25 protein-coding genes and 1 tRNA gene are annotated in these 26,997 nt (G+C 64.6%); 13 read left to right on the top strand and 13 right to left on the bottom strand.

Annotated elements, in window-relative coordinates:
- The 7 genes from ATC00_RS09035 to ATC00_RS09005 all read right to left on the bottom strand — a co-directional run bounded on the left by ATC00_RS09035 (position 1) and on the right by ATC00_RS09005 (position 6,735).
- Positions 1-927: a carbohydrate kinase family protein gene (locus ATC00_RS09035; RefSeq protein ID WP_037378298.1), complete on the bottom strand. Its 927-nt coding sequence runs from the start codon at positions 925-927 to the stop codon at positions 1-3.
- A 50-nt stretch (positions 928-977) separates the two neighbouring features.
- Positions 978-1,676 (bottom strand): orotate phosphoribosyltransferase, encoded by a 699-nt coding sequence (locus ATC00_RS09030; protein ID WP_064252577.1) that lies wholly within the window; start codon positions 1,674-1,676, stop codon positions 978-980.
- A 61-nt stretch (positions 1,677-1,737) separates the two neighbouring features.
- On the bottom strand, positions 1,738-2,775 hold the full coding sequence (pyrC, locus tag ATC00_RS09025; RefSeq protein WP_064252576.1) for a dihydroorotase: 1,038 nt from the start codon (positions 2,773-2,775) through the stop codon (positions 1,738-1,740).
- 145 nt (positions 2,776-2,920) lie between these two features.
- On the bottom strand, positions 2,921-3,541 hold the full coding sequence (locus tag ATC00_RS09020; protein ID WP_064252575.1) for a nucleoside triphosphate hydrolase: 621 nt from the start codon (positions 3,539-3,541) through the stop codon (positions 2,921-2,923).
- A complete protein-coding gene (locus tag ATC00_RS09015) occupies positions 3,538-4,320 on the bottom strand; it encodes an ATP-binding cassette domain-containing protein (protein ID WP_037378287.1) in 783 nt (260 codons plus the stop codon). The genes ATC00_RS09020 and ATC00_RS09015 overlap by 4 nt, the downstream gene beginning before the upstream one ends.
- Positions 4,320-5,405: an ABC transporter permease gene (locus ATC00_RS09010; RefSeq protein ID WP_037378284.1), complete on the bottom strand. Its 1,086-nt coding sequence runs from the start codon at positions 5,403-5,405 to the stop codon at positions 4,320-4,322. Before ATC00_RS09010 ends, ATC00_RS09015 begins: the two co-directional genes overlap by 1 nt.
- A gap of 304 nt (positions 5,406-5,709) precedes the next feature.
- Entirely contained in the window at positions 5,710-6,735 is a 1,026-nt protein-coding gene (locus ATC00_RS09005) for a sugar ABC transporter substrate-binding protein (protein ID WP_064252574.1), read from the bottom strand.
- Between the two features lie 265 nt (positions 6,736-7,000).
- Between ATC00_RS09005 and ATC00_RS09000 the strand changes: the two genes are divergently transcribed.
- Positions 7,001-8,233 (top strand): ROK family transcriptional regulator, encoded by a 1,233-nt coding sequence (locus ATC00_RS09000; protein ID WP_064252573.1) that lies wholly within the window; start codon positions 7,001-7,003, stop codon positions 8,231-8,233.
- On the top strand, positions 8,234-8,668 hold the full coding sequence (locus tag ATC00_RS08995; RefSeq protein WP_064252572.1) for an RbsD/FucU family protein: 435 nt from the start codon (positions 8,234-8,236) through the stop codon (positions 8,666-8,668). It begins immediately after the preceding gene.
- Positions 8,669-8,728: 60 nt separating this feature from the next.
- Here ATC00_RS08995 and ATC00_RS08990 read toward each other — a convergent pair whose 3' ends face one another.
- Entirely contained in the window at positions 8,729-9,166 is a 438-nt protein-coding gene (locus ATC00_RS08990; RefSeq protein WP_064252571.1) for a DoxX family protein, read from the bottom strand.
- Positions 9,167-9,384: 218 nt separating this feature from the next.
- Here ATC00_RS08990 and ATC00_RS08985 point away from each other — a divergent pair, with 218 nt between their 5' ends.
- Positions 9,385-10,089 carry a Crp/Fnr family transcriptional regulator gene (locus ATC00_RS08985; protein WP_064252570.1) on the top strand — a complete coding sequence of 235 codons (705 nt, stop codon included), beginning with the start codon at positions 9,385-9,387 and terminating at the stop codon, positions 10,087-10,089.
- Positions 10,090-10,103: 14 nt separating this feature from the next.
- Positions 10,104-11,966, top strand: coding sequence for a CHASE2 domain-containing protein (locus ATC00_RS08980; protein ID WP_064252569.1), 1,863 nt, complete (start codon positions 10,104-10,106; stop codon positions 11,964-11,966).
- A 3-nt stretch (positions 11,967-11,969) separates the two neighbouring features.
- On the opposite strand, the gene ATC00_RS08975 is transcribed toward ATC00_RS08980, so the two are convergent.
- Entirely contained in the window at positions 11,970-12,590 is a 621-nt protein-coding gene (locus tag ATC00_RS08975; RefSeq protein ID WP_064252568.1) for a FecR domain-containing protein, read from the bottom strand.
- Positions 12,591-12,842: 252 nt separating this feature from the next.
- Here ATC00_RS08975 and ATC00_RS08970 point away from each other — a divergent pair, with 252 nt between their 5' ends.
- On the top strand, positions 12,843-13,331 hold the full coding sequence (locus ATC00_RS08970) for a sel1 repeat family protein (RefSeq protein WP_234782271.1): 489 nt from the start codon (positions 12,843-12,845) through the stop codon (positions 13,329-13,331).
- Between the two features lie 52 nt (positions 13,332-13,383).
- Here the strand turns inward: ATC00_RS08970 and ATC00_RS08965 are convergent, their stop codons facing one another.
- Positions 13,384-14,418 (bottom strand): proline racemase family protein, encoded by a 1,035-nt coding sequence (locus tag ATC00_RS08965; protein ID WP_037378799.1) that lies wholly within the window; start codon positions 14,416-14,418, stop codon positions 13,384-13,386.
- Between the two features lie 194 nt (positions 14,419-14,612).
- Here ATC00_RS08965 and spdA point away from each other — a divergent pair, with 194 nt between their 5' ends.
- The 8 genes from spdA to ATC00_RS08925 all read left to right on the top strand — a co-directional run bounded on the left by spdA (position 14,613) and on the right by ATC00_RS08925 (position 23,759).
- Positions 14,613-15,419, top strand: coding sequence for a 2', 3'cyclic nucleotide phosphodiesterase SpdA (spdA, locus tag ATC00_RS08960; protein WP_037378263.1), 807 nt, complete (start codon positions 14,613-14,615; stop codon positions 15,417-15,419).
- 50 nt (positions 15,420-15,469) lie between these two features.
- Entirely contained in the window at positions 15,470-15,799 is a 330-nt protein-coding gene (locus ATC00_RS08955) for a YkgJ family cysteine cluster protein (RefSeq protein WP_064252566.1), read from the top strand.
- A gap of 183 nt (positions 15,800-15,982) precedes the next feature.
- On the top strand, positions 15,983-19,690 hold the full coding sequence (gene putA / locus ATC00_RS08950) for a trifunctional transcriptional regulator/proline dehydrogenase/L-glutamate gamma-semialdehyde dehydrogenase (protein WP_064252565.1): 3,708 nt from the start codon (positions 15,983-15,985) through the stop codon (positions 19,688-19,690).
- A gap of 236 nt (positions 19,691-19,926) precedes the next feature.
- The gene (locus ATC00_RS08945; protein WP_064252648.1) at positions 19,927-20,541 is read left to right on the top strand and encodes an IMPACT family protein; all 615 of its coding nucleotides are present in this window, start codon (positions 19,927-19,929) and stop codon (positions 20,539-20,541) included.
- Positions 20,542-20,708: 167 nt separating this feature from the next.
- Entirely contained in the window at positions 20,709-21,695 is a 987-nt protein-coding gene (locus tag ATC00_RS08940; protein WP_064252564.1) for an aldo/keto reductase, read from the top strand.
- 45 nt (positions 21,696-21,740) lie between these two features.
- Positions 21,741-22,172 (top strand): DUF1810 domain-containing protein, encoded by a 432-nt coding sequence (locus ATC00_RS08935; RefSeq protein ID WP_037378256.1) that lies wholly within the window; start codon positions 21,741-21,743, stop codon positions 22,170-22,172.
- Between the two features lie 322 nt (positions 22,173-22,494).
- The gene (locus ATC00_RS08930) at positions 22,495-23,172 is read left to right on the top strand and encodes a methyltransferase family protein (RefSeq protein WP_037378250.1); all 678 of its coding nucleotides are present in this window, start codon (positions 22,495-22,497) and stop codon (positions 23,170-23,172) included.
- Between the two features lie 116 nt (positions 23,173-23,288).
- Positions 23,289-23,759 (top strand): aminoacyl-tRNA deacylase, encoded by a 471-nt coding sequence (locus tag ATC00_RS08925; RefSeq protein WP_064252563.1) that lies wholly within the window; start codon positions 23,289-23,291, stop codon positions 23,757-23,759.
- Between the two features lie 72 nt (positions 23,760-23,831).
- Here ATC00_RS08925 and ATC00_RS08920 read toward each other — a convergent pair.
- The 3 genes from ATC00_RS08920 to ATC00_RS08910 form a co-directional block, all read right to left on the bottom strand.
- Positions 23,832-23,908 (bottom strand) — tRNA-Arg (locus ATC00_RS08920).
- A 145-nt stretch (positions 23,909-24,053) separates the two neighbouring features.
- Positions 24,054-25,535 carry a sensor histidine kinase gene (locus ATC00_RS08915; RefSeq protein WP_037378244.1) on the bottom strand — a complete coding sequence of 494 codons (1,482 nt, stop codon included), beginning with the start codon at positions 25,533-25,535 and terminating at the stop codon, positions 24,054-24,056.
- Between the two features lie 22 nt (positions 25,536-25,557).
- Complete coding sequence (locus ATC00_RS08910; RefSeq protein WP_064252562.1) at positions 25,558-26,982, bottom strand: dihydrolipoyl dehydrogenase family protein; 1,425 nt, start codon at positions 26,980-26,982, stop codon at positions 25,558-25,560.
- Between the last annotated feature and the right edge of the window lie 15 nt (positions 26,983-26,997).

The following is a 26,997-nucleotide window of genomic DNA, read 5'->3' as shown; positions in this document are numbered from 1 at the left end:
TCAGAGTCCGATCTCATAGTTCCAAGGCGGGTTGGCGCCGGCGCGCGACACGGTTACGGCGGCCGCCTTGGCGCCGAGAGCGAGTGCCTGCCGGACCGCCTCGTCACTCAAGTCTGCGACCTGTTTCTTGGTCAGCAGATTGTTGAGCTTCAGCGAGGCGAGCACGCCGGCATCGAAGGTGTCGCCGGCACCGACCGTATCGACCACCGCGACCCGCTCGCTCGCAACCTCCACCTTGTGGTTCTTCGTATAGCCGACGGCGCCGTCTGCGCCCCTGGTGATCACCACCAGCTTGGGGCCGCGCTGCAGCCATTCGGCCGCGAGCGCATCGTGGCTGCCCTCCATGCCGAACCAGGCGAGGTCCTCATCGGAGAACTTGACGATGTCTGACATCGCCGACATGCGGTTCATGCGGGCAAGATGCGCCTCCCGGTCCTTGATGAAGCCGGGACGGATGTTCGGGTCGAAGGAGATGACCCGCTTTTCGTGCTCCCGCGTCATCAACGCTTCATAGGTCGAGCCGCAGGGCTCGGGGATGAGGCTGATCGCGCCGAAATGCAGTGCCTCGCAGAAATCGCCGAAGGCCGGCAGATGGTCCGTTGTGATCATCCGCCCGGCGGTGTTCTCATCGAAGAAGGCGTAGCTCGCATGGCCGTGGACGAGCTTCACGAAGGCAAGGGTCGTGTGCAGCGGCAAGGTGGCGCAGGGGCCGAAATCGACATTCGCCGCTTTCAGGGTTTCCCGCAGGATGTCGCCGAACATGTCGTCGGAGAGCCCGGTGAAGAAGCCGGTCGGAATGCCGAGCCTGCCAAGCGCGATCGCCGTGTTGAAGATGGCGCCCCCGGCATAGGGGGCAAAGGCGCTTTCACCGGCCGCCGTCTCGCGCGGCAGCATGTCGATCAGGGCTTCTCCGCAGCAAACGATCATCAATGTCCTCCCTTGAAAACTATTCCATCGACGAGATCAGCATCGTGCCGTCACTCGGCCGCGAGCGTGTCGACACCGCCGTTGCGGGCCGACCAGGCGAGCGGCGCATTGAGGAAGGCTTCCACCTCGTTCAGCGTCTTCTCGTCGAACAGCGCCTGCTCGCGGGCAACGGCGAGCACATTGCGCCAAGTGGCGATGTAGTGCAGGTCGACGCCCTTTGCCTTCATGTTGGCCCGGGCTTCCGGGAAAATATCGTAGTAGAAGAGCGCGATGCCGTGTTCGACGATGCCGCCGGCTGCGCGGATCGCGTCGATGAACTTGAACATCGAGCCGCCGGCGGTGGTCAGGTCCTCGATCACCAGGACGCGCGCGCCTTCCGGCATATGGCCCTCGATCTGGGCATTGCGGCCGTGCCCCTTCGGCGCCTTGCGGACATAAATCATCGGCAGGCCGAGGCGCTCGGCGAGCAGGGCGGCAAAGGGGATGCCGGCCGTCTCGCCGCCGGCGACCACATCAAACTGCTCGAAGCCGGCCTCGCCGAGGATCGTCGCTGCAGCGAAGTCCATCACCGCCGAGCGGATGCGCGGATAGGAAATCAGCTTGCGGCAGTCGATATAGACCGGGCTCGCCATGCCGGAGGCGAGCTTGTAGGGCTCGTCGGCCCGGAAATGCACCGCCTTGATTTCCCAAAGCATCTTGGCGACCAACTCGGCCATCACCGTCTTGTCGGTGAACGCATTCGAAAACATGACCTCTCCTTCAGAAGCGTGACCGAAGCGCTTTTCAGACCCGCAGCAAGACATATCTCAATCAGACGACCGCCCAGTGGAGCGGGAACATCGGGTCGAAAACCGTGATCGGCCCTGCGTCGGTCTCGACCTTGGCCGGATAGCGAACGGGCTCCCCTCCCTTGCGCAGCGTGATCGTTTCCTCATTCACTGGCAGGCCGTACCAGGCGGGACCGTTCAGCGAGGTGAAGGCCTCGAGCCGGTCGAGCGCCTCCTCCTCCTCGAAGACATGGGCAAGGCAGCTCAGCGTATTGACGGACGTATAGATGCCGGCGCAGCCGCAGGCGCATTCCTTGAGCGGATCGACATGCGGGGCGGAATCGGTGCCGAGGAAGAAGCGCACATCCCCCGACACGGCAGCGGCGCGCAAGGCCAGGCGGTGTGTCTCGCGCTTGGCGACCGGCAGGCAGTAATAATGCGGCTTGATGCCGCCGACGAGGATGGCATTGCGGTTGATGATCAGGTGATGCGTGGTGATCGAGCCGGCAAGGTTGGCCGCATGCTCCTTGATGTAATCGATGCCGTCCTTCGTCGTCACATGCTCCATGGTGATGCGGAGATCCGGCAGCCGCCGGCGAAGCGGGTCAAGGACCGTTTCGATGAAGGCGGCCTCGCGGTCGAAGATATCGACCTCCGGCGTCGTCACCTCGCCGTGGACGCAGAGCGGCATGCCGATCTCGGCCATGCGCTCGAGAACAGGCATCGCCTTGGTGATGTCGCGGACGCCGCTGTGCGAATTGGTGGTCGCGCCGGCCGGATAGAGCTTCACTGCCTTGATCAGACCGCTCCTGAATCCGGCCTCGACGTCGGCGGGGTCGGTTCCTTCGGTGAGATAGAGGGTCATCAAAGGTTCGAACCGGTCACCGGCCGGAATGGCGGCGAGGATGCGTTCGCGATAGGCCGCGGCGTCGGCCGAGGTCACTACCGGCGGCACCAGATTAGGCATGATAATAGCGCGGGCGAAATGCCGGCTCGTGTCGGCGATGACGCCGCGCAGCACGCCGCCATCGCGCAGGTGGAGATGCCAGTCGTCCGGGCGGCGGATAACGAGCTCTTGCATTTCAGCTTTCTCCCGATGCTCGCGCCCGATCGGCGCGGGCGGCGTCAAAGCCGGCCAGTGCGCTTGAAGGGGCGGTAACTCATGTGGTGAAACCGCGCCTCGATACCATCATTGCGCCGCCGAAGACAATGGCTCGAAGCATAATTCAGAAATCCCGGATCACGATATCGCAGGCGCGGCGGCTGCCGACGACGCGGCGAGCATTCGGGATATCGTTGCCGAGGGCCTTCGTGCGGGCGGTCTCCTCATCATAGCCGTGATCGTGCCAGCGCTGCAGCAATCGCTGCTCGAGTACGTCGATCCCCGGATCGATGAATATCGAGTAGTCGAAGGCCCCATCGAGCCTGCTCCACGGCAGTTCGTCAAGCAGCAGGTAATTGCCCTCGACCAGCACGATCCGGGTTTCCGGAGCAATTGCGCGCGCCGAGGCAATTGCGAGTTCCCGGGTCCGGTCGAACACCGGAACGAGCACCTCGCCGTCATTGGCGCGCACCGCAGCCAAAGTCGAAAGGAAGGCCCGCACATCGAAGGTTTCGGGCGCGCCCTTGCGCGGCAGCAGGCCCTTGTCAGCGAGGACCACATTGTCCATGTGGAAGCCGTCCATCGGCAGCACCGCCACGCTGTCCCCCGCCTTGGCGATCGCCTCGGCGAGACCTTCGGCAAGCGTCGACTTACCGGCCCCCGGTGGACCGGCGATGGCGACGATGAAACGGCCGGCATCGGCCGCCCGTTTCAGGATCTCGTCCGTCAAGGACTGCACATTCATGCGGCGATCGCCTCGCCGGGTGGCGCCTTGGCGCCGGTCATGAAGGCGACCGCGTCCGACATGGTGTATTCCTTCGGATTGATCACGCAAAGTCGCCGGCCGAGGCGGTGGATATGGATTCGGTCCGCAACCTCGAAGACATGCGGCATGTTGTGCGAGATCAGCACGATCGGCAGGCCACGGCGACGGACGTCGAGGATCAGTTCCAGGACGCGCCGGCTTTCCTTGACGCCCAAGGCTGCAGTCGGCTCGTCCATGATGACGACCTTCGACCCGAAGGCGGCGGCGCGCGCGACCGCCACACCCTGGCGCTGGCCGCCGGAGAGCGTCTCCACCGCCTGGTTGATGTTCTGGATCGTCATTAGGCCGAGTTCCGAAAGCTTCGACCGGGCCATCTTCTCCATGGCGGACCGGTCGAGGGTGCGGAACAGCTTGCCGAAGAGGCCCGGCTTCCGGATCTCGCGACCGAGGAACATGTTGTCGGCGATCGACAGCGCCGGCGACAGAGCGAGGTTCTGGTACACGGTTTCGATGCCCGCGGCGCGCGCCTCCATCGGCGAGCGGAAGTGCACCGGCTCGCCCTCGAGGTGGATCTCGCCTTCATCAGGGGTGACGGCGCCGGAGATCGCCTTGATCATCGACGACTTACCGGCGCCGTTGTCGCCGATCACCGCGAGGATTTCACCCGGGTAGAGGTCGAAGTCGGCATGATCGAGGGCAGTGACACGGCCATAGCGCTTGACGAGACCGCGGGCGGTGAGAATGGGTTCCTGTGCCATTACGCTGCTACCTTTCTTATCCACTGGTCGACTGCGACGGCGGAGATGATGAGCACGCCGGTCAGGAAGACTTTCCATTGCGGATCGGCGCCGAGCATGTTGAGGCCCATCGACACGACGCCGACGATCATCGCGCCGATGAGCGTCCCGAGGATCGAGCCACGGCCGCCGAAGAGCGAGATGCCGCCGATCACCGCCGCGGTAATGGCCTGCAGGTTATAATCGGTGACCGCCGCCGACGGCGAGATCGAGCCGTTTCGGCCGATTGAGACCCAGGCGGCCAGAGCGGCGATCAGGCCGGCGATCGTGTAGGCGCTGAGCAGCACCCTGCCGACGCGGATACCGGAGAGCTTGGCGGCTTCCGGATCATCGCCGACTGCATAGAGATGGCGTCCCCAAGCGGTGTGGTTCAACGCGTACCAGAGGCCGAAGACCAGGACGACCATGGCGACGACACCGAGGGTCAACACCGCCGTGCCGACCTTGAAGTTCACGCCGAAGACATGCAGCCACTGGGTCACCGCAGTCACGTCCGCCTCGCGGATCGTCGCGTTCTCCGAGTAGATGAAGTTCGTCGACATGATCACGTACCAGGTGCCGAGCGTGACGATGAATGGCGGCAGCTTCAGGCGCGACACCAAAAGACCGTTCAAGAGCCCGCAGGCGCCGCCAACGACAAATCCGGCCGCCACCGCAAGCGGCGCCGGCAGGCCGTAGCTCACGGCGCAATTGCCCATGACGACCGCCGAGATGACCATGATGACGCCGATCGAGAGATCGATGCCAGCCGTCAGGATCACCAGCGTCTGCGCCGCGCCGAGCATGCCGACGACAGCGATCTGCTGCAGGATCAGCGTCAGCGTATAGGACGAGAAGAACCTGCCGCCGATCGCAAGCCCGAAGACAAGGATCGACGCAATGAGCACGACGAACGGCACGGCCGCCGGCGTCGAATGCAGGAAATGCTGAATCTTCTGAAGCGGCGTCTTGTCGTGCGTGTCGAAGGACGCCACATCCGTCGAACTGTTGACCAGGACCTTTTCGAACTCCTGGGATGGTTGTGCGGCTGTGTTTGGCTCGGCCATGGAGACTCCTCCCATAACCCCCGCTCTCAAGGGGGCGCATTATTGCCGGATGCGCGGCCCGCCGGTCGTCGCGGCAGGGTCCAGAACCTTTGTCGGTCACGGTAGGTCCGGACTGTCCATCCAGGTCGCAACCGTGACGGTTCCGAGAAGCCGGAGCGGTACGCGCGCGAGAGCGCATCGCGACTTTCGTCTATCCCGCTCTCAAATTTGCGCAGGTTTTGCGCCTTGTCAAAGAGATCGGCGCTTATGCGAAGGGCGGCCGGGGCCGCCCTTCCCTGTCGATTGCTTCCGAACAGCGGGGCAATCAGCCCCAGCACTTCTCCGTGCCGACCTTGGTGTCGATCGATTCGACGCCGGCGGCCGGCTTGTCGGTGACGAGCGCAACGCCCGTATCGAAGAAGTCCTTGCCTTCGGTCGGCTTCGGCTTCTCGCCGGTCTCGGCGAATTTCTTGATCGCCTCGATGCCGAGCGCCGCCATCATCAGCGGATATTGCTGCGAAGTGGCGCCGATAACGCCTTCGGCAACAGACTTGACGCCCGGGCAACCGCCGTCGACCGACACGATCAGCACGTCCTTCTCCTTGCCGACGGCCTTGAGCGCCTGGTAAGCCCCGACGGCGGCCGGCTCGTTGATGGTGTGGATGACGTTGATGTCAGGATCCTTCTGGAGAAGGTTTTCCATCGCCGTGCGGCCACCTTCCTCGTTGCCGTTCGTCACGTCATGGCCGACGATGCGCGGATCGTCCTCGTCGCCGATCTTGTTCGGATCCTTGGGATCGATGCCGAAGCCGATCATGAAGCCCTGGTCGCGCAGCACGTCGACGGTCGGCTGCGACGGCGTAAGATCGAGGAAGCCGATCTTTGCGGTCTTCGCGCCCTCGCCCATGGTTGCGGCCGCCCACTGGCCGATCAGCTTGCCCGCCAGCAGGTTGTCGGTCGCGAATGTCGCGTCAGCGGCCGTGGCCGGATCGAGGGGGGTATCGAGGGCGATCACGAGAACGCCTGCGTCCTGCGCCTTCTTGACCTGGTCGACGATCGCCTTGGTGTCGGAGGCCGCAATGAGAATGCCCTTCGCGCCATCGGCGATGCAGGATTCGATCGCGGCAACCTGGCTGTCGTGGTCACCGTCGACCTTGCCGGCATAGGCCTTCAGCGTGACGCCGAGTTCCTGGGCCTTGGCGGTCGCACCTTCCTTCATCTTCACGAAGAAGGGGTTGGTGTCGGTCTTGGTGATGAGGCAGGCAGAGACGTCCGCCGCCTGCAACGGCGAAGCGAAGGCAACGCCGAGAGCGAGCGCGCCGAATGCGGTGGAAAGAACAGTTTTCTTCATCAAACCCTCCCAAGGTTCAAATAGTGCCGGAACCGGCTTTCAGGCTTCGCCGCCGCAGCATTCTCCTCCTGCGGACGGCGCTTCCGAGCGTCAATCAAACACCAATTTTTCGGGGTGTCAATAAATAAATCAAATTGAATTATTATCTCGATGTGGCATTCTGCGCGGAGCAGCCGGTCCTGTGGGGCGGGCCGGCGGCCACATGAGCGAGCGGATTGAACGAGACATTCTGCGCGAAAAGGTGCCAACGGGAGGAGACGGTGGCATGTCATTGATAGGGGACCCCAGCCGGGGAACCGCACAGCCGGATGTGATCGACCCGAGCGGAGGGGCGAACCAGACGCGCGTGCGCGCCTATAACGAACGGCTGGTGATGTCGCTGGTGCGTCGCCACGGCAGCCTGTCCAAGGCGGAGATCGCCCGCCGGTCCGGCCTTTCCGCCCAAACGGTCTCGGTCATCATGCGGGCACTTGAAGCCGACGGGATGCTGATGCGCGGCGCGCCGATACGCGGGCGCGTCGGGCAGCCCTCGATCCCGATGCGGCTCAATCCGGATGCGGTCTATTCCTTCGGGGTCAAGATCGGCCGCCGCAGCGCCGACCTGGTGCTGATGGATTTCCTTGGCACCATCCGCCTGCACCTGCACCAGATCCACACCTATCCGCTGCCCGACGACCTCGTCACTTTCATCGTCGAGGGCATCTCAAAGCTCGAAAGGCAGCTCGGCCCCGCAGACCGCAAGCGCATCGCCGGCGTCGGTATCGCGACGCCCTTCGAACTGTGGAACTGGGCCGAGGAAGTGGGGGCGCCCCACCACGAGATGGACAGGTGGCGCGATTTCGACCTGCAGGCGGCGGTCGCTGCGCGGACGCCGCACCCGGTTTTTCTGCAGAATGACGGCACCAGCGCCTGCGGGGCGGAACTCGCCTTCGGCGTCGGCGCCAATTATCCGGACTTCGTCTATTTCTACATCGGCTCGTTCATCGGCGGCGGCGTCGTCATCAATTCCGCGCTGTTCTCCGGCCGCACCGGCACAGCCGGCGCCGTCGGTCCGCTGCCTGTCTCGGCCAAGGACGGCAGAACGACGCAATTGCTGAAGATCGCCTCGGTCTTCGTGCTCGAGAAGCTGTTGCGCGAACGCGGCATGGATCCGAAGCCGCTCTGGTATTCCGCCGACGACTGGATCGATTTCGGCGAGCCGCTGGAAATCTGGATCGAGGATGCGGCGGCAGCACTGGCCCAGGCCATCGTCTCGGCGGTTTCCATTGTCGATTTTTCCGCCGCCGTGATCGACGGCGGCTTTCCGCCCTGGGTGCGCGCCCGCCTGCTAGCCGCGACGCGCAAGGCGCTGCAGGCGCTCGACCTCCAGGGCGTCACGGTTCCGGACCTCGTCGAGGGCGCGGTCGGGAGCCATGCCCGGGCGATCGGCGGAGCGAGCCTGCCGCTCTTTTCCCGCTATCTGCTCGATACCAACGTCCTCTTCAAGGAGCTTACCTAGATGCTAAAGGGAATAGACCCCATCCTCAGCCCGGAACTGCTTGCCGCGCTCAGGTCGATGGGGCATGGCGACGAGATCGCGCTCGTCGACGGGAACTATCCGGGCCAGGAGCATGCCCGCCGGCTGGTGCGGCTCGACGGCCACCATCTGATCCCAATCCTCGATGCCATCCTCAGCGTGCTGCCGATCGACGATTTCGTGCCGGAGGCGATCTTCCGCGCCACGGTCAAGCAGAACAAGGACGCGCTCGACCCGGTGCACCGCGATATCGTCGAATGCTGCCGCAAGCACGAGCCGTCGCAGCCGGTCGTTCCGCTTCTCGGCGCGGAATTCTACCCGCGCGTCAAGGCCGCCCACACGGTCGTACAGACCAGCGAACCGCGCCTCTACGGCAATGTCATTCTGCGCAAGGGCGTGATCTATCCCGCGCGATAGTGCAAAGAACCCGCCGACGCAGCCGGCGGGTTCTTCTTTCCAGCAAGGAAGCGGAGGCCGTTAAGCGGCGACCGCCTTGCCAACGCGGGCGTCAACCGAGAGCGCGCCCGGGCCGAAGCCGGCAAGCACCAGGAAGGCGCCGGCAATGGTGATGTTCTTCATCATCATGATCTGGTTGAACATGGAGAGAAGCCCGTTTGCCGCTTCAGGGAAATCCGGAACGTTGATCGGGCCGCTGTGGAAGACGAAAGCCGTCACGAGGCAGAAGGCGGCGAGCAGATAGGAAGCGATGCGCGTCTGGAAGCCCACCAGAACGGCAAGGCCTGCGACCGTTTCGAAAAGCCCGGCGAGATAGGCGAGCGCCGTTGCCGCCGGCCATCCGGCATTGGTGATCATGCCGGCGGTTCCCGCCGGATCGGCGAGCTTGCCGAAGCCGGAGACGAGGAACATGATCGAGAGAAGAACCCGCCCGACGAGGACGATGACATTCTGAGGCATGCGCGGAGCTCCTGTTGGAAACTGATTTGCAGCAGGAATATCAGCATTTTCCGAATCGACCAGCCGCCTTGGCGGAAACACATCGTTCACAATTTCGAGACGATCGCGGGACGTTGTCAATACTTCCGGCAATACCATGCCTACCGGACGCTTTTCTGTTGCAACGGCCGTAACTCTGTGAAGAATCCCCGATGCGTTGGGCACGCAGGGGAAGCCGCATGACAGAAATCAACCGGAGCCCCGCCTTCTGGCGGTCCTTTCCGATTTTCGAAGAGTTCGACAAGGAAACGCTGTGCGAACTCGCCGACATCGCCAGCTATCGCAAATGGCCCGCGGGCACGGTCATCTTCCAGCGAGGCGACGAAGGCAACTACATGATCGTCGTGGTTTCCGGGCGCATCAAGCTTTCGCTGTTCACGCCTCAGGGCCGCGAGCTGATGCTGCGCCAGCACGAGGCGGGCGCGCTGTTCGGCGAAATGGCGGTGCTCGACGATCAGCCGCGCTCGGCCGATGCGACCGCGGTCACCGCCGCCGAAGGCTATGTGATCGGCAAGAAAGCCTTTCTCGATCTCATCACCCAGAAGCCGAGGATCGCCGAGGCGGTCATCCGCTTCCTCTGCGCGCAGCTGCGCGATACCACCGACCGGCTGGAGACAATCGCGCTCTACGACCTCCACGCCCGCGTCGCGCGCTTCTTCCTGGCGACGCTCCGGCAGATCCACGGCAACGAACTGCCGGAGAGCGCCAATCTGCGTCTGACGCTGAGCCAGACCGACATCGCCGCCATTCTCGGCGCCAGCCGGCCGAAAGTGAACCGTGCCATTCTCTCGCTCGAGGAGAACGGCGCTCTCAAGCGGACGGACGGCATCGTCTCGTGTAATGTGGGACGCCTGCTGATGATAGCCGATCCACCGGAGGACTAGGCCGTTTGAGCCTGATGCCATGGCCGCATCGCCGCTTCAACCCGTTTGCCGGCGGGGTCGTTGCGAGTCTGGCTGCGGCGCTTGTTCTCTACCTCTATGCCGAAGCAGCGTTCCGCACGCCGCGTGAACTCTTCTTCGACAATCTCACCCAATGGGTCCCCTCGCCGCGGTCGGCGGATATCACCGTGGTCGACATCGATCGGGCGGCGTTCGAGGCGCGGTCGGAGAGCTGGGACAGGGGGGCGACGGCCGAACTGATATCGCGGCTGTCAGCCGCCGGCGCCAGGGCGATCGCCGTCGACTTCGTCTTCAGCTCCGACTGCGATCCGGCCTTGCCGGCCAACGCCGCGCTCGCGTCGGCGATTGGCGAAGCGCCGATCGTCCTCGGCTTTCTGGCTGCCAACCGCACCGCCGAGCACCCGCGCCCTGTTCCACCGCTCGCCTTGCGGCGCCAGATCGCAGTCCCCGAACAATGGTTCATACCGGGCGCAGAGACCGCCTGCCCGATTTTCATGGACCGGTCGAAAGCGGCGACGGCGGCATTCCTGGTTGGCGACAAGGATGCCCGCGTCCGGCGCGCGCAGGCTTACGCCATTGTCGACAACGAAGCCTTTCCAGCGCTCGGCATCGAAGCCGGCCGGCGCGGCGCGGCAAGCAGCACCCCGGTACTCGGCGGTGAACCCGCCTGGCTGAGGCTCGACCATGCCATCATTCCCCTCGACGCGGACGGCAACCTTCGTTTCGTGGCGAGTTCGCAGGCGGAAATCGCCGCCCGGACGGTTTCGGCGGGCGACGTCATCGCAGGCAGGATCGACACTGCCCGGATCGCCGGCAAGCTCGTCTTCCTCGGCAGCAGCATGCCGAGCCTCGGCGGGCTGAGGCCGACCGCCTCGATGCCGCTTCAGCCCTCCGTGCAGATTCATGCCGACATTGCCAATGCGGTGGTGACGGGCTTCGTGCCGTATCGCGGTGGCGACTTGCCGCTGATTGAAGCACTGTTCAGTGTCGCCGGCGGTGCCGTTGCCGCCTATGGCGCAACCAAACTCCGTCCCTTGATGACCCTGACGCTCGGCGCCGCGGCCGTGCTCTTCGTCAGTGCCTTCGCCGGCGCGATCTATCGCACGACCGGCTGGCTCTTCGACGCCGTTGGCATCTCGTTCGCGCTGGTGGCAATCCTCATCGTCACGAGCGCGCTGCAGCTCGCCCGGGTGCGCCGTGCCGAGGCGATCGCCCGGCAGAAATTCTCGCAATATCTGCCGCAGTCGGTGGTGGCACGCTACATAGACGATCCGGACCGCGGCCGCGCGACGGGCGAAGAGCGGCCGGTGACCGCCCTATTCACCGATATCGAAGGCTTCTCGACTCTGTCCCAAAAGCTCAGGCCCCGCGAACTGGTGGCCTTGCTCGACATTTATTTCGCGGAGGTGAACGCGCTCGTTGCCCGCCATGGCGGCATGGTCGACAAGGTGGTTGGCGATGCGGTCCATTCGCTTTTCAACGCGCCGGAAGATCTCGCCGACCATGTCGACAAGGCGATCCAATGCGCGATGGCCGTTCACGCCTTGACGGAAGAAATGCGGCAGCGGCCGCTATTTGCCAAGCATGATTTCGGCAGGACCCGGATCGGCATCGAGACCGGACCGGCGGTGCTTGGAGAGGTCGGTGCCGGCGGCAAGCTCGATTATACCGCCCACGGCGACGCGGTGAGCCTCGCCGCGCGTCTCCAGGAGGCGAACAAGTTCCTCGGGACGGCGATCTGCATCGGCCCGGCAGCCGCCGCCGAGTGCAAGACTGCGCTTCGCCCTCTCGGCAGGCATGAGATCCGCAGCTTCGGATCGATGGAATTGTTCACCGTCGTGGACACCGAAGGCCCGTAGCCGCTACCTCAAACCCACGCTTGCATAGGCCTCGCGGATGCGCGCCTGCCCCCATCGCGTCACCTCGCCTGGCGCTGCTCCCGGCCGGTCGAAATCCACGCCCTCGCCGGCCGTCAGCGTCCGCGCAATGCCGCCGCCTTCGACATTGACGGCACCGTGCTCGACGAAGACGGCGAAGGCCGCCGCCCGGCTGGGTCCGCAGAAGAACTTCGTGCCGCGAACGCCGATCATCCCGAAGGCGGTGCGAACGGCGACGTCGACCTTCGGCAGTCCCTCAGGCCGGTCGAAGATCATGCGGCCGAGGCCGAGCTCGAGCGTGCCGCCTTCGCCGGCAATGAAGCTGTCGATCAAGAGCTCCGTCTGGGGTCCTAATAGGATGCGCGTTTCGCTCAGTGCGAGATCGGCAAAGCTGTTGGTGCTGGTGGTGACATAGTCCCGGTCATGAACGGCGCCGCCTGCGGCAAGCCGCTCATCCGCCTCACCCTGCCGGCGGCGAACATTGCCGCGGATCGTCTGCGCCTTGCCGACGACTGCACCGCTTGCGGCCACGGCCGTTCGGTCGCCGATCGCCGCCGCGAGCAGACCGCCGAGCACGACCCTTCTTCTTATCCGTAGCTCAGGCATCGGTATCTCCCCGCTGCATTTGCAGCGCTCCCTGTTCGAGCCTTCGATCGAGGATAGACTGACGCATCGAGGATGCAAGGCGCCCTCGACGACCTCCCCAAGTTCATGCCGCCGACGCTTCTGGCTGTTTCTCTCGGAACAGGCACCGCCTCACGCCAGTTCTAGGATAGTGGCCGGACAAGGGAGAGTGTCATGGATACCCGGATCAAACCGACCATTCGCGTCGCGACTGTCCTTTCGCTTGCAACTGCGATGGTTCTGTCTTTCACGGCGGCTCCTACGGCTCGCGCCGCCGAGCTCACCCCCGCCGAGCAGTGCGACCGGGAAGCCGGCAGCGAGCTCGACCTCGAGCGCAACAGGGCCTTTCCGGCGGTCGCAACGCAAGATATCCGCATCGGTGTCGCGCTGTCGGCCTGCCGCGAAGCCTATAACCAGAGTGGCGGCGCCCGGACGCAGTTTCAGCTTGCCCGCGTGCTTGACCGGGCCGGCGAAAGGCTGAAGTCGCTCAGTATACTGGGCGAGGCGGCACAAAACGGCCATGCGCTGGCGATGGCCATGTACGGCACCCGGCTCGTGGAGCGCGGCGAGCCGAAAGCGGCCTTCAACCTCTACCAGCGCGCCGCCGCCGCGGGCAATGCAGTCGCTGCCCAACATCTCGCCGCTGCCTATCGGGATGGCGTCGGTACGAGGGTCGACGGAACCCTTGCGGAGCAGTGGTTCGAACGGGCGAAGACTAACTAGTTCCGGTGAGGAGGGTGTCCGCGCGCCATAGCCGCAACTGGCGTACCGCGCGTTAACGGATCTCGCCCGCCTGCGGCCCCCAAGTATCGGTCAGCGCAAAACCGTCGGCGAGCGGATCGAACGGATCGAGCGCCAGCTGATGCAGGCCGAAGGTCCAGCCGCGGCCGGATATGGTCGGAATGATCGCCCTCCGCCCGGCGACCGTCGTCTCGGCTTCGAGGCCGACTTCGAATTCCGAGCCGATGATCGAGCGGGATTTCAAGACGTCGCCAGGCTTGACCCTGCCGCGCGCATGGAGCGTCGCAAGATTGGCCGAGCTGCCCGTGCCGCAGGGCGAACGGTCGACGCGGCCCGGCCACATGGTGGTGCAGGTCCTGACGGCCCCATCGGCCTCGGTATCGCGGAACATCACATAGGCAACGCCGCTGATCTCGGGAATTTCCGGGTGCACCACCGGAAGCTTGCGATTGACGATGTCCTTCAGCGCCATGCCCGCCTCGACGATCCGGCGCGCATTCGCCTTTTCGATCGTCGTGCCGATCTGGCGGATGTCGACCAGCGCATAGAACACGCCGCCGAAGCAGAGATCGAGCTTGATGCGGCCCCATTCGGGCGTATCCACCTCGACGTCCAACTCCTGGACGAAGGACGGAACCATGGTGAGCTTCACCCGCTCGCAGCGGCCATCACGGCAGCTGGCGGTCGCCTTCACGAGACCAGCCGCCGTATCGAGCATCACCACGGTTTCCGGCTCCTTCATCTCGACCATGCCGGATTCGAGCAGTGCCGTCGTCACGCAGATCGAATTGGAGCCGGACATCGCATGGGCCTGATCGGCCTGCAGGATGATGAAACCGGCATCGGCCTCCGGCCGCTTCGGCGGAAGCAGCAGGTTGACCGAGCCTATCGATCCGGAGCGCGGCTCGAGGCAGAGGAAGCGGCGCAGGCTGTCATCCACCGTGTTGATGTGGTTCAGCTGCTCGGCGATCGAATTGCCGGGGATTTTCGGCACGCCGCCGATCGCCACCTTGCCGATCTCACCCTCGCAATGGACGTCCAGCAACTGGATCGTGCGCTTCCATCTCATGACCGTCTCTCCGGATATCGCATCGCGTGATATATCAGCTCTCGCCAACCCATAGCGCGTTCGCCATCGGGCCGCAAGAGACCGCCTGCCGGCCCAGCCGCAAGCGTGCCTGACCGACCCGCCCAAAGATGCCGCTTGACGGGCGAAAGCAAGCGGAGGAGCGTGCCGTGAGATGCCGTATCGCGACGACCCTCATGACAAAGTTCATCATCTTCACCGATCTCCACATGGTTCCCGACGGCACGACGATCATCGGGATCGACCCCTATCGGCGGCTCGCCAATGGCATCGCCCATGTCAATCGCTACCATGCCGATGCCGACCGGGTGATTTTTGCCGGCGACCTCACGCACCATGCGGACCGCGCCTCCTACGAACGGTTGAAGGATCTGCTTTCCGAACTGGTCCCGCCCGCGGCCGTCATGCTCGGCAATCACGACCGGCGCGAGGTTTTCCTGGAGGTGTTCCGGGAGGCCGCAAGAGACGAGAACGGCTTCGTGCAACAGGTGATCGATTTTCCCGATTGCCGGGCCGTGTTGCTCGACACGCTGTTTGCGCCACCCTACGACTATCCGATGAGTCATGCCGGCCATCTGTGCGATAGGCGCCTCGCCTGGCTCGACCGGCAGCTCGGCAGCGCCGGTGACCGGCCGGTCCTCATCTTCATGCACCACCCGCCGCATGCCAGCGGATTTGCAGGCATAGACATGATCCGGCTGATCAACGAAGAGCAATTCTACGGGCTTGTGAAACGGCACGGCAATGTGCGCCACATCTTTGCCGGACACGTGCATCGCACCATCAGCGGCTCCAGCCGCGGCATTCCCTTCTCGATCTTCAAAAGTCCGGTCCACCAGCAGCCGATGCCATTCGACATCGCCGATGCGTCGCTTTCCGTCGACGAGCCGGCGGCCTACGGCATCGCGGTGGTCACCCCCGATGGCGTGCTGGTGCATACCGAGGACTACGAGATCGCCAAACGCGACGCGGCGGTGGCGTGAGACCCCCTTGGCCATTTTCGACGCCACCGGCTTCGTGATAGGCTGGCGCCATGACCCTCTCTCTTTCCGCCAGCCATGAGTTTACCAGTCACGATTTTGATTGCCAGAGTTGCGGCGCCTGTTGCGCCTACTCGGCCGAATGGCCGCGTTTCTCGCTGGAGACGGACGAGGAACTGGAGCAAATACCGGCGGACCACGTCGCCGCCGACCTTGGCGGCATGCGCTGCGAGAACGACCGTTGCACGGCGCTCGAGGGCACGCTCGGCAAATCCGTCGCCTGCAAGGTCTATGACGTGAGGCCGATCGTCTGCCGGACGTGCATGCCCGGAGACGACGAGTGCCTGATGGCCCGCCAACGGCTTTTCGGCACCGCAGCATAACGTGAAACACCCGGATCATTTCCGTCTGATCCGTATGTTTCACTATGCTCGCCACTGCTGTAGAGATGTGTACTGCAAGAGAGCGAATTTTCCGGATAGAGGTTCGGCGCCACAAGGCGTATTTTTGGCCACGAGTTGCAGGGCGCCAGACGCCTTGCTGCCCCATGTGGAGGATCGCGTTCGATGAGCCAGACCCAACTTCAAAAGCCAACCATCACGGCGGACGCCGCCCCCGCGCCGTTTGCCGACTTCGCGCCGCCAATCCGGACCCAGAGCACGCTGCGCCAGGCGATCACGGCCGCCTATCGGCGGCCTGAGACGGAGTGCCTGCCGCCGCTCGTCGAAGCGGCGACGCTCCCCCGGGGAACGCGGGACGCTGCCGCCGCGACCGCCCGCAAGCTGGTCGAGGCGCTGCGCGCCAAACACAAAGGTTCGGGCGTCGAGGGGCTGGTGCAGGAATATTCCCTTTCAAGCCAGGAGGGCGTGGCGCTGATGTGCCTTGCCGAGGCGCTCCTACGCATTCCCGACACGGCGACTCGCGATGCGCTCATCCGCGACAAGATCTCCGATGGCGACTGGAAATCGCATCTCGGCGGCGGCCGGTCACTCTTCGTCAACGCCGCCACCTGGGGTCTGGTCGTCACCGGCAAGCTCACGTCGACGGTGAACGACCGTAGCCTTGCCGCAGCGCTGACGCGGCTGATCTCCCGCTGCGGCGAGCCGGTGATCCGACGCGGCGTCGACATGGCGATGCGAATGATGGGCGAGCAATTCGTCACCGGCGAAACGATCGATGAGGCGCTGCGCCGCTCCCGCGCGCTCGAGCAGAAGGGCTTCCGCTATTCCTACGACATGCTTGGCGAAGCGGCGACGACCGCCGCCGACGCGAAGCGCTATTACAAGGACTATGAGAACGCCATCCACGCGATCGGCAAGGCATCGGCCGGACGCGGCATCTATGAAGGCCCCGGCATCTCGATCAAGCTCTCCGCGCTCCATCCGCGCTATACGCGGGCGCAGGCCTCAAGGGTGATGGACGAATTGCTGCCGAAGGTAAAGGCGCTGGCTGTCCTCGCCAAGACATACGATATCGGCTTCAATATCGATGCCGAAGAGGCCGACCGGCTGGAACTGTCGCTCGACCTTCTGGAAGAGCTCTGCCTCGATGCCGATCTCGCCGACTGGAACGGCATGGGCTTCGTCGTCCAGGCCTATGGCAAGCGTTGCCCCTTCGTGCTCGACTTCATCATCGACCTGGCGCGGCGCGCCGGCCGGCGCATCATGGTGAGACTCGTCAAGGGCGCCTATTGGGATGCCGAGATCAAGCGGGCGCAACTCGACGGGCTCGAGGATTTTCCGGTCTTCACCCGCAAGATTCACACTGACGTCTCCTACATTGCCTGTGCCCGCAAACTGCTTTCGGCGACCGAGCTGGTGTTCCCGCAATTCGCCACCCACAACGCCCAGACGCTCGCCGCCATCTACCACATGGCCGGCAAGGACTTTCACGTGGGCAGATACGAGTTCCAGTGCCTGCACGGCATGGGCGAGCCGCTCTATGAGGAAGTCGTGGGCCGGGAGAATCTCGGCCGGCCGTGCCGCATCTATGCGCCGGTCGGCACGCACGAAACGCTGCTTGCCTATCTCGTTCGCCGCCTGCTCGAGAACGGTGCCAACTCGTCCTTCGTGCATCGCATTGCCGATCCGATGGTCTCTGTCGACGAGCTCGTCGCAGATCCCGTGGAGATCGTTCGCGCCATGCCGGTGGTCGGCGCGAAGCACGAGAAAATCGCGCTGCCGGCCGACCTCTTCGGCGCCGCGCGCCCCAATTCCGCCGGCCTCGACCTTTCCAACGAGGCGACGCTCGCCGCCCTGACCGAAACGCTCAAGGCGAGCGCCGCAGTCGCCTGGACGGCGGTGCCGCAAGTCGCGACCGGTGCGGCCGGCGGCGAGACGCGCCCGGTCGTCAATCCGGGCGACCATCGCGACCGCGTCGGCTCGGTCACCGAGACGTCCGAGGAGGATGCAAGACGGGCCGCTCGCCTTGCCGCCGAGGCGGCCTCGAACTGGGCTGCCGTTCCCCCGGCCGAGCGGGCCGCCTGCCTCGAGCGCGCCGCCGACCTGATGCAGGCGCGCATGCCGACGCTTCTCGGGCTGATCATGCGTGAGGCGGGCAAATCGGTGCTGAATGCCATTGCCGAGGTGCGCGAGGCGATCGATTTCCTGCGCTATTACGCCGAGCAGACGCGCCGCACCCTCGGCCCCGGCCATAGGGCGCTCGGTCCCGTCGTCTGCATCAGCCCGTGGAACTTCCCGCTGGCAATCTTCACCGGCCAGGTTGCCGCTGCCCTCGTCGCCGGCAACCCGGTGCTCGCCAAGCCGGCGGAGGAAACGCCGCTGATCGCCGCCGAGGGCGTGCGCATCCTGCACGAGGCCGGCGTGCCGGCAAGCGCGCTGCAGTTCCTTCCGGGCGACGGCCGCGTCGGCGCCGCTCTGGTCGCTGCGCCCGAGACGGCGGGCGTGATGTTCACCGGGTCGACCGAGGTCGCGCGGCTCATCCAGGCGGAGCTCGCCGATCGGCTTTCGCCCGCCGGCCGGCCGATTCCGCTGATTGCCGAGACCGGCGGCCAGAACGCGATGATCGTCGATTCCTCGGCACTTGCCGAACAGGTCGTCGGCGACGTCATCGCGTCGGCCTTCGACAGCGCCGGCCAGCGCTGCTCGGCGTTGCGCGTGCTCTGCCTGCAGGAGGATATCGCCGATCGGACACTCAACATGCTGAGGGGAGCGCTGCACGAATTGAGCATCGGCCGCACCGATCGCTTTTCCGCCGATGTCGGCCCGGTCATCACGGCGGAAGCGAAGGAGACGATCGACAGGCACATCGAGCAGATGCATGGGCTCGGCCGCAAGGTGGAGCAGATCGGCCTCGCCGCCGAGACGCAGAAGGGTACCTTCGTGCCGCCGACGATCATCGAACTGGAGAAACTCTCCGATCTGCAGCGCGAGGTGTTCGGACCGGTGCTGCACGTCATCCGTTACCGCCGTGACAAGCTCGACCGGCTGATCGACGACATCAACGCCACCGGCTATGGGCTGACCTTCGGCCTGCACACCCGCCTCGACGAGACGATCGCCCATGTGACGAGCCGCATCAAAGCCGGCAACCTCTATGTCAACCGCAACATCATCGGCGCGGTGGTGGGCGTGCAGCCCTTCGGCGGCCGCGGCCTTTCCGGCACCGGCCCCAAGGCGGGCGGGCCGCTCTATCTCGGCCGGCTGGTGACGACCGCGCCGGTGCCGCCGCAGCACAGCTCCGTGCATACCGATCCGACGCTGCTCGATTTCGCCAAGTGGCTCGACGGCAAGGGCGCGACGGAGGAATCGGAAGCGGCTCGCAACGCCGGCAGCAACTCGGCGCTTGGGCTGGATGTGGAACTCCCCGGCCCGGTCGGCGAGCGCAATCTCTATGCGCTGCATCCGCGCGGTCGCGTCCTGCTTGCGCCGGCGACCGAAAGCGGCCTTTACCACCAGCTCGCCGCGGCCCTCGCGACCGGCAACAGCGTCGTTATCGACGCGGCGTCCGGTCTGCAGAACTCGCTCAAGAACCTGCCGCACAGCGTCGCGCTGCGCGTCTCCTGGTCGAAAGACTGGGCCGCGGACGGCCCCTTTGCCGGCGCTCTGGTCGAGGGCGACGCCGAACGCATCCGCGACGTCAACAAGGCAATTGCGGCGCTGCCAGGTCCGCTCGTGCTGGTCCAGGCCGCCTCCAGCGAGGAAATCGGCCGCGATCCGGACGCCTATTGCCTGAACTGGCTGGTCGAGGAGGTTTCCGCCTCGATCAACACCGCCGCTGCCGGCGGCAATGCCAGCCTGATGGCGATCGGCTGAGCGGCGAATCGCCCCTCCCCAACCCCTCCCCACAAGGGGGAGGGGCTTGAGCTGCCGCACCCTTTAGGCCCGTGTTTGGTCATTGCAGCAGGCTGAAGTTTTCCGGCATGGCAGTCGGCCGCAGCGGGCGCCAAAGCCCCTCCCCCTCATGGGGAGGGGTTGGGAAGGGGCATCCGGAAGATGACGAAGTGCCCTCATTCCGATATGACCGCTCCCAAACCGGAAACAGCGGGATGATGTTCACCCTCCAGCGCATCGAGACCTCGACACAGGAAATCAAGAAGAGCCGCTTCCTGGCGATCGCTGGTCCGATCGACGACGAGCAATCTGCAAAGGCCTTTCTCGTCGCCCATTCCGACCCCACCGCCAATCACAATTGCTGGGCTTGGCGCATCGGCCAAACCTATCGCTTCAATGATGACGGCGAGCCGAGCGGCACCGCTGGCAAGCCAATCCTCGCGGCGATCGACGGACAATCGCTCGACCGGGTCGCTGCCGTCGTCACGCGCTGGTTCGGCGGTGTCCTGCTCGGCAGCGGTGGTCTGGTCCGCGCCTATGGCGGCACCGCCGCGCTCTGTCTCAGAGGGGCGGAAAAGATCGAACTGGTCGAGACGCTGCGGGCGACGATCGCCTGCGATTTTGCCGACCTCGCCCTCATCAAGGCGCGGCTCGCCGCCCGCGGCGTCACAATCGCTAGCGAGAGCTTCACCGACACCGGCGCGGTGCTGGCGATCGGCCTGCCGAAGGACGCGGCGGACGCAACACGCGCGCTCGTGAGCGATCTCAGCCGCGGCAGGGCTATTTTGTCGATCGAGGATCGAACGCCCTTTTCCTACTACATGTCTCCTTAAATCGACCTCGATTTAAGGACAAACACATGCAGCAATTCAAAGTGCTACAGCGACCTTTGCGCGTCTGATAAGACGCGCGGCGCTGTAGGTCTCACAATCATCATACAAATGATCGATAAGCACGCATGGCCCCGCTGCGATTTCAGGATGATGGAGGAGACCTGCAGATGAAGACGAGAATTTTGGGACGGACGGGCGCGGCGATTTCGGAGATTGGCTTCGGCGCCTGGCAGATCGGCGGCTCCTGGGGCGATGTCAGTGAGGAGGACGGCAAGCGCGCCCTGGACGCGGCGCTCGATAGTGGCGTGACCTTCATCGACACGGCCGACGTCTATGGCGACGGGCGCTCGGAAAAGATCATCGCAGCGGTGCTGAAGGAACGCGGCGGCGAGAAGCCTTTCGTCGCGACCAAGGCCGGTCGCCGGCTCAATCCGCATGTCGCCGACGGCTATACGGGCGCCAATATCGAGGCCTTCATCGACCGCAGTCTCGAGAATCTCGGTGTCGAGGCGCTCGATCTCGTGCAACTCCACTGCCCGCCGACCGACGTCTACTACCGGCCGCAGTTCTTTGGAGCACTCGACCAGCTCAAGGCCAAGGGCAAGATCCGCCACTACGGTGTTTCGGTCGAAAGGGTCGAGGAGGCGCTGAAGGCGATCGAATATCCGGGCGTCGCCACGGTGCAGATCATCTACAACGTCTTCCGCCAACGACCGCACGATCTGTTCTTTGCCGAGGCAAGAAAGAAGAATGTCGGCATCATCATCCGCGTGCCGCTCGCCTCCGGACTGCTTTCGGGCAAGATCGGCAGGGACACGGCGTTCGCCGCGGACGACCACCGCAGCTTCAACCGCCATGGCGAAGCCTTCGACGTCGGCGAGACCTTTGCCGGCGTGCCGTTCGAGGCGGCGCTTGAGGCGGTAGAGGAATTGCGTGCTTTGGTGCCGGCTGATGTGCCGATGGCGCAGTTCGCGCTCCGCTGGATCCTTGAGCAGGAAGCCGTTTCCGTCGTCATCCCGGGCGCCCGCAATGCCGGCCAGGCCCAATCGAATGCGGCCGCGAGCGCCCTTCCGCCGATCGGCGGAGCGGCGAGGGAGGCGATCGCCGCACTTTACCAGCGGCTGATCAAGGTTCATGTTCATCAGCGATGGTAAGGGCTGCGACAGCAGCCTGCCTGACGGTCGGCATGAGACAAGCCAATGATGAGCAAAGCCTTCGATCTCGAACGTTTCGTTACGGCGCAGCAAGGCGTCTATGAAACGGCGCTGGCGGAGCTTCGCGCCGGCGCCAAGCGCAGCCACTGGATGTGGTTCATCTTCCCGCAGCTTCAGGGCCTCGGCCATTCCTCGATGGCGCAGCGCTACGCGATAGCGGATATCGATGAGGCGCGGGCCTATCTCAAGCACCCGCTGCTCGGCCGGCGGCTTGTCGAATGCACGGAGGCGGTGAACACGGTAGCGGGGCGTAGCGCGCTCGAGATTTTCGGCCGGCCGGACGATCTCAAGTTCCGCTCGTCGATGACGCTCTTCGAGGCCGCCGACCCGGCCGTCGGCGCCTTCGCCAGAGCGCTCGATCGCTATTGCAACGGCACCCGAGACCCTCGAACGACGGAAATTCTTCAAAGGACCTGAAGGCCCGCCAACATCAAAGCGGTGCGGCCGGGATCTGCGTGAGGAGAAGGATCAGAAGGGCACAGGCGGTCAGGCCGGCGATGATCAGCATCAGCTCCTTCATCATATAGCGATACATTCACGGCCCTCCTTTCTCACAATCGGCCTCATCATCGGCTGGCCCACGAAAAATCATGTAGGAACCCGTCGAACCGTTTCGAGGCCGGTTCAGTGCACAACCGCGTGAACGCACCGAAAACCGCGCTTGCCGCAAACGTGCCCCACTGCGCCGCTAAGTTCGGGAACCGGCGGGACAGCATGGATGTTGCAAGGGAGTTCACCGATGGTCGCCAGGTTGATCACCCAAACCGTCGTCTGGTTCGGCATCATGGGAGCCGTTCTCTTCGCATCGGCCGGAACTTTCGACTGGCCGGCGGCATGGATTTACCTCGCCCTCATGCTGGCACTTTCGCTCGTCACCGGGTTGCTGCTTGCCTGGCATGATCCGGCCCTGCTCAAGGAGCGCCTGGCCGCACCCATCCAGAAGGACCAGCCGAAGGCCGACAAGGTGCTCATCTCCGTGCTTCTCCTGTTCCTGTTCGGCGCCTTCGCCTTCATGGCGCTCGATGCAGCCCGCTTCGAATGGTCGGCGGTGCCGCCTTGGGTGCAGGCGGCGGGGGCGCTGCTGGTCGTTGTCTCAATCGGCTTCAGCTATCGGGTCATGCGCGAAAACAGCTTCGCGGCCCCGGTTGTCAAGGTGCAGAGCGAGCGGGGACAGCGGGTGGTCACCACCGGACCCTATCGCTATGTCCGCCATCCGCTCTATAGCGGCAGCCTGCTTTTCGTCGCCGGGACGTCGCTGCTGCTCGGTTCCTGGTGGGGTCTGCTTGCCGCATTGGGACTCGCGGCTCTCCTCGCCATCCGCATCGGCATCGAGGAAAAGGCGCTGCGCGCTGGCCTTGCGGACTACGACGCCTATGCGGAACGGGTGCGCTATCGGCTCGTTCCGTTGGTGTGGTGACGGCTGTCGGATGCGGTAGCGCCCACTTTGCCGCGTCCATTCGCCGTTGACTCCGCAGACGATCAGAGCAGAATAAAATCTTCCTGCGTCACTGCTCAACAGAAGGGACGCCCACGATGACAATCGCAAGGAAACTCCAGCACTATATCGAGACTGAGGGCATCGACTACGACACCGTCCCTCACCACCGGACCGCAACGACCAGCCAGACCGCCGAGGCCGCCCATGTGCCAGGCAACAGGCTAGCCAAATCTGTGGTCGTACACCACGAGATGGGCTATGTGCTCGCTGTCGTGCCGGCCACGCACCGGGTCGAGCTCTCGACGCTGCAGGATGTCATGAACCGGCGTCTGGGCCTCGCCTCGGAGGAAGAAGTCAGCACGCTCTTTAACGATTGCGAGATCGGCGCCGTGCCGCCCATCGGATCGGCCTATGGCGTACCGGTCATTCTCGACGAGAGCCTCGACAAAGCCAACGACATTTATTTCGAGGGCGGCGACCACCGAACCCTTGTGCATATGAGCGGCAGCAGCTTCCGCAACCTGACGAGGGATGCGCAGGTAGCCCGGTTCAGCCATCCCGGCTGAAGGGCAGGCCTGCGTTGTCGAGATCGCAAAGCGGCGACGCGCTGGCGTCAAATTGTGTCATTTGAGAAGAAATGGCGCACCCGAAGAGATTCGAACTCCTGACCCCCAGATTCGTAGTCTGGTGCTCTATCCAGCTGAGCTACGGGTGCGTGGCTGAAGCGGTGACCACCGCTTGCGTGGCGATCCTCTAAAGCGTCCTTTCGGGGATTGCAAGCGCCTTTCGGCAAAAAACTTCATTTTTGCGACAGCCGTGGACAAGCCGGGATTGCGGTAGCAACTGTCGAAAGAGAAGTTTCAGGAGCGTCCCTTGGCGCGGAAAGCATCGAGCCGCACCGGGCGGTCCGGAAGTTCGATGCGGAACAGCGTGCCGGGCGTCGGCTTCTCGACGAGGGCGATCGTGCCGCCATGGGCGAGCACCAGCTCGCGGGCGATCGCCAAGCCAAGCCCTGTGCCGCCGGAGCGTGCCGAGCCGCGGAAGGCGGCGAAGAGGTTCTCGCGCGCCTTGGCCGGCATGCCCGGGCCGGTATCCTCGATGGAGATCGTCACGACGCTGCCGGTCCGGACGGCCGAGACCGAGACCATCCTCGGCCGGCCATCCTCCGGCTGGTGGTTCATCAGTGCCTGGACGGCGTTGCGGCAGATATTGTGGACGACGCGGAAAAGCTGCTCGCTGTCCGCATCGACCATGATGTCATCACGGACCTGGACGTCGAACTCGATGCCGCTCTGGCGGTCGACAGCCAGGAGTTCGCCGACATCCTCGACAAGCGGGCGAAGCGCCACGAAACGGCGATGCGGTTCGGCCTCGGCGGTCCGCCCGTAGGAGAGAACCTCCTGGGTGTAGCCGACGGCGCGGTCGATGGTCCTGAGCAGCGTCGGCGCAAAGCGCTTGACGACCGGATCGTCGACATCGGCAAGCCGGTCGGAGATGAGCTGCGCCGAGGACAGGATGTTGCGCATGTCGTGGTTGATCTTCGAGACAGCGAGGCCGAGCTCCGCGAGGCTCTTCTGCTGCTTCAGGGTTTTCTGCAGTTCGCGCTGCATGCTGGCGAGGTGCTGACCGGCGACCGCCAGCTCATCGCCGCCGTCGGGCGGCACGAGGACGCGTTCCGGGCTCGAAGGCTCGTCGGAAAACTCCTGCATGCTCGCCGTCAGGCGCTTGATCGGCACGATCAGCATGCGGTTGATGGCAAGGAAGATCAGCGCCGCGGTGATCAGCGAAATGACGATCGACAGCAGAAAGACGTTGCGCGAATAGGCGAGCATCGCCTTGCGCAGGCTCGCATCCTTCATCACCAGTTCGATTGTCGCATCGCTCTCGCCGAGCGGGCCATAGACGCGCATGATGCGGCTGCCGCCGAAAAGCAGCGTGTCGAACGCGTCGCGGATCGCCCCGAGGGCCGTGAAATTGGCGATGTCATATTCGCCGTCGATCGCCGGCGGCATGTCGACGGTGGCGATCATGCGCGAGGCATCCTTGCGGCGGATGACAATTGCCTTGGTGCCGGTGGCCATCAGGGTCTCGCGCTGCACGGCGCGCGGCAGCTCGATATTCTGCAGCCCGTCGACGACGACGGCGGCGGCGGCCACGGTGTTCAGCCGGTCCTCGAGCCAGCGTATCCGCATGTTGGCGACGGAGGGCACGAAGATCAGCACCTCCGCCAGCATGACGAAGGCGATCGTCAGCAACAGGAGCTTGCCGGAGAGCCCGCGCAGAAACCCGACGGCCGCTCGCGGCGGCGCGGTCTCTTTGGCCGGACGTGCATCTTCTACCATCACCAGTGACTATTCCCTGCCGTCAGCCGAACCGCCGCAGCATTCGGATCGCGGAGCGGACGAAGCGATTTTGCGCCATTGGCGAATAATAGGAGATCGCCGCCTGTTTTCCAATCTCGGAAAGGGTGGGATAGGGCGCGACATAACCGCGAAAATTCTTGAGTGTCAGCCGGTTGGCAATGGCGAAGGCCCAAAGGTTGATCATCTCACCCGCACCTGCACCGGCAATCCCGGCACCGAGAATGCGCCCGCCGCGGCCGACCACGACCTTGACCATCCCCCGGCCCAGGCCGTCCGTTCGGGACCGGTCGTTTCCTGCCAGGTCCCAACGGACCACGTCAATCGCGCCAAAGCTTGCGCGCGCCTCCTCCTCGGTCGGTCCGACCTGGGCAATTTCCGGGTCCGTGAAGGTGACCCGGGGAACGATGTCCCGGATTTCGCGCGTCGGCAGTCGGAAGAGAATTTGCTGCAGGACGAGCCGGGCGTGGTAGTTCGCGGCATGTGTGAATTGCAGGCCGCCGGCCGCGTCGCCGATTACATAGACGCGGCGGTTGCTGGTGCGCAGGTCGGCGCCGACGAAAATCCGCTGCGCATCGTGACGAATGCCGGCTGCGCCGAGGTTCAGGGCCGCATGATTCGCGGTACGGCCCGTGGCGAGCAACAGATCGCTGCCGTCGATATCGAATGCGGCGTTTTCGCCCACGCAATGCAGCCGCATCCCGTCGCCATCGCGCTCGACCGAGCGAATGTCGGTCCTCTCGTGGAGCGCTGTGCCTTCAGCGCGGACGGCATCGAGCACGATCGCTTTCAGTTCCGGATCTTCCTTCGACAGGGCGCCGGCGCTTTCGACGATCGTGACGCGGGCTCCCAATCGGCAATGGGCCTGCGCCATCTCGAGGCCGAAAGGCCCGGCGCCGATGATGACGAGATGGGGAGGCAGGGGAGTGACATCGAACAGCGATTCATTCGTCAGGTACGGCGTCTCCGCCAGGCCCGCGATCGGCGGAATGGCGGGCGAGGAGCCCGTGGCAATGACGAAACGCCGGGCGCGGATGAGATGATCGCCGGCGGCGACCGTTCGGTCGTCGACGAAACGGGCCGATTCCTGGATGACCTTTACGCCGAGGCCGGCGAAACGCTCGACGGAATCATGCGGTGCGATGCCGTCGATCACCGAGCGGATGCGCGCCTGCAGCCTTTCGCCATCGATGAACGGCTCCGCCGCCACGAGGCCGAATTCACTGGCCTGGCGCATTGCCTGCGCCCGCCTTGCCGCCGCGATCAGTGCCTTCGATGGCACACAGCCATAGTTCAGGCAGTCGCCGCCCATCTTGCCCTGTTCGACCAGAACGGTTGGAACGCCGAAGGCGGCTGCACCGGCGGCGAGCGACAGGCCGGCCGCGCCGCCGCCGATCACGCAGATGTCCGGATTGAGTGTCTTCCCCACGCTGCGCGCCTTCCC

It is taken from the genome of Sinorhizobium americanum (genome assembly GCF_001651855.1).
Classification (GTDB): domain Bacteria; phylum Pseudomonadota; class Alphaproteobacteria; order Rhizobiales; family Rhizobiaceae; genus Sinorhizobium; species Sinorhizobium americanum.
This window is presented reverse-complemented; position numbering and strand designations above follow the sequence as displayed.

What these genes read in the sequence shown, in the direction of transcription:
- ATC00_RS08955 (WP_064252566.1), top strand. Translation starts at nt 15,470, where the DNA reads ATGACCCTCTCTCTTTCCGCCAGCCATGAGTTTACCAGTCACGATTTT.
- spdA (WP_037378263.1), top strand. Translation starts at nt 14,613, where the DNA reads ATGACAAAGTTCATCATCTTCACCGATCTCCACATGGTTCCCGACGGC.
- ATC00_RS09035 (WP_037378298.1), bottom strand. Translation starts at nt 927, where the DNA reads ATGATCGTTTGCTGCGGAGAAGCCCTGATCGACATGCTGCCGCGCGAG.
- ATC00_RS08930 (WP_037378250.1), top strand. Translation starts at nt 22,495, where the DNA reads ATGGTCGCCAGGTTGATCACCCAAACCGTCGTCTGGTTCGGCATCATG.
- ATC00_RS08970 (WP_234782271.1), top strand. Translation starts at nt 12,843, where the DNA reads ATGGTTCTGTCTTTCACGGCGGCTCCTACGGCTCGCGCCGCCGAGCTC.
- ATC00_RS09010 (WP_037378284.1), bottom strand. Translation starts at nt 5,405, where the DNA reads ATGGCCGAGCCAAACACAGCCGCACAACCATCCCAGGAGTTCGAAAAG.
- ATC00_RS08915 (WP_037378244.1), bottom strand. Translation starts at nt 25,535, where the DNA reads ATGGTAGAAGATGCACGTCCGGCCAAAGAGACCGCGCCGCCGCGAGCG.
- ATC00_RS08965 (WP_037378799.1), bottom strand. Translation starts at nt 14,418, where the DNA reads ATGAGATGGAAGCGCACGATCCAGTTGCTGGACGTCCATTGCGAGGGT.
- ATC00_RS08945 (WP_064252648.1), top strand. Translation starts at nt 19,927, where the DNA reads ATGTTCACCCTCCAGCGCATCGAGACCTCGACACAGGAAATCAAGAAG.
- pyrC (WP_064252576.1), bottom strand. Translation starts at nt 2,775, where the DNA reads ATGCAAGAGCTCGTTATCCGCCGCCCGGACGACTGGCATCTCCACCTG.
- ATC00_RS09030 (WP_064252577.1), bottom strand. Translation starts at nt 1,676, where the DNA reads ATGTTTTCGAATGCGTTCACCGACAAGACGGTGATGGCCGAGTTGGTC.
- ATC00_RS09005 (WP_064252574.1), bottom strand. Translation starts at nt 6,735, where the DNA reads ATGAAGAAAACTGTTCTTTCCACCGCATTCGGCGCGCTCGCTCTCGGC.
- ATC00_RS08995 (WP_064252572.1), top strand. Translation starts at nt 8,234, where the DNA reads ATGCTAAAGGGAATAGACCCCATCCTCAGCCCGGAACTGCTTGCCGCG.
- ATC00_RS08990 (WP_064252571.1), bottom strand. Translation starts at nt 9,166, where the DNA reads ATGCCTCAGAATGTCATCGTCCTCGTCGGGCGGGTTCTTCTCTCGATC.
- putA (WP_064252565.1), top strand. Translation starts at nt 15,983, where the DNA reads ATGAGCCAGACCCAACTTCAAAAGCCAACCATCACGGCGGACGCCGCC.
- ATC00_RS08935 (WP_037378256.1), top strand. Translation starts at nt 21,741, where the DNA reads ATGATGAGCAAAGCCTTCGATCTCGAACGTTTCGTTACGGCGCAGCAA.
- ATC00_RS08925 (WP_064252563.1), top strand. Translation starts at nt 23,289, where the DNA reads ATGACAATCGCAAGGAAACTCCAGCACTATATCGAGACTGAGGGCATC.
- ATC00_RS09000 (WP_064252573.1), top strand. Translation starts at nt 7,001, where the DNA reads ATGTCATTGATAGGGGACCCCAGCCGGGGAACCGCACAGCCGGATGTG.
- ATC00_RS09015 (WP_037378287.1), bottom strand. Translation starts at nt 4,320, where the DNA reads ATGGCACAGGAACCCATTCTCACCGCCCGCGGTCTCGTCAAGCGCTAT.
- ATC00_RS09020 (WP_064252575.1), bottom strand. Translation starts at nt 3,541, where the DNA reads ATGAATGTGCAGTCCTTGACGGACGAGATCCTGAAACGGGCGGCCGAT.
- ATC00_RS08980 (WP_064252569.1), top strand. Translation starts at nt 10,104, where the DNA reads ATGCCATGGCCGCATCGCCGCTTCAACCCGTTTGCCGGCGGGGTCGTT.
- ATC00_RS08985 (WP_064252570.1), top strand. Translation starts at nt 9,385, where the DNA reads ATGACAGAAATCAACCGGAGCCCCGCCTTCTGGCGGTCCTTTCCGATT.
- ATC00_RS08975 (WP_064252568.1), bottom strand. Translation starts at nt 12,590, where the DNA reads ATGCCTGAGCTACGGATAAGAAGAAGGGTCGTGCTCGGCGGTCTGCTC.
- ATC00_RS08940 (WP_064252564.1), top strand. Translation starts at nt 20,709, where the DNA reads ATGAAGACGAGAATTTTGGGACGGACGGGCGCGGCGATTTCGGAGATT.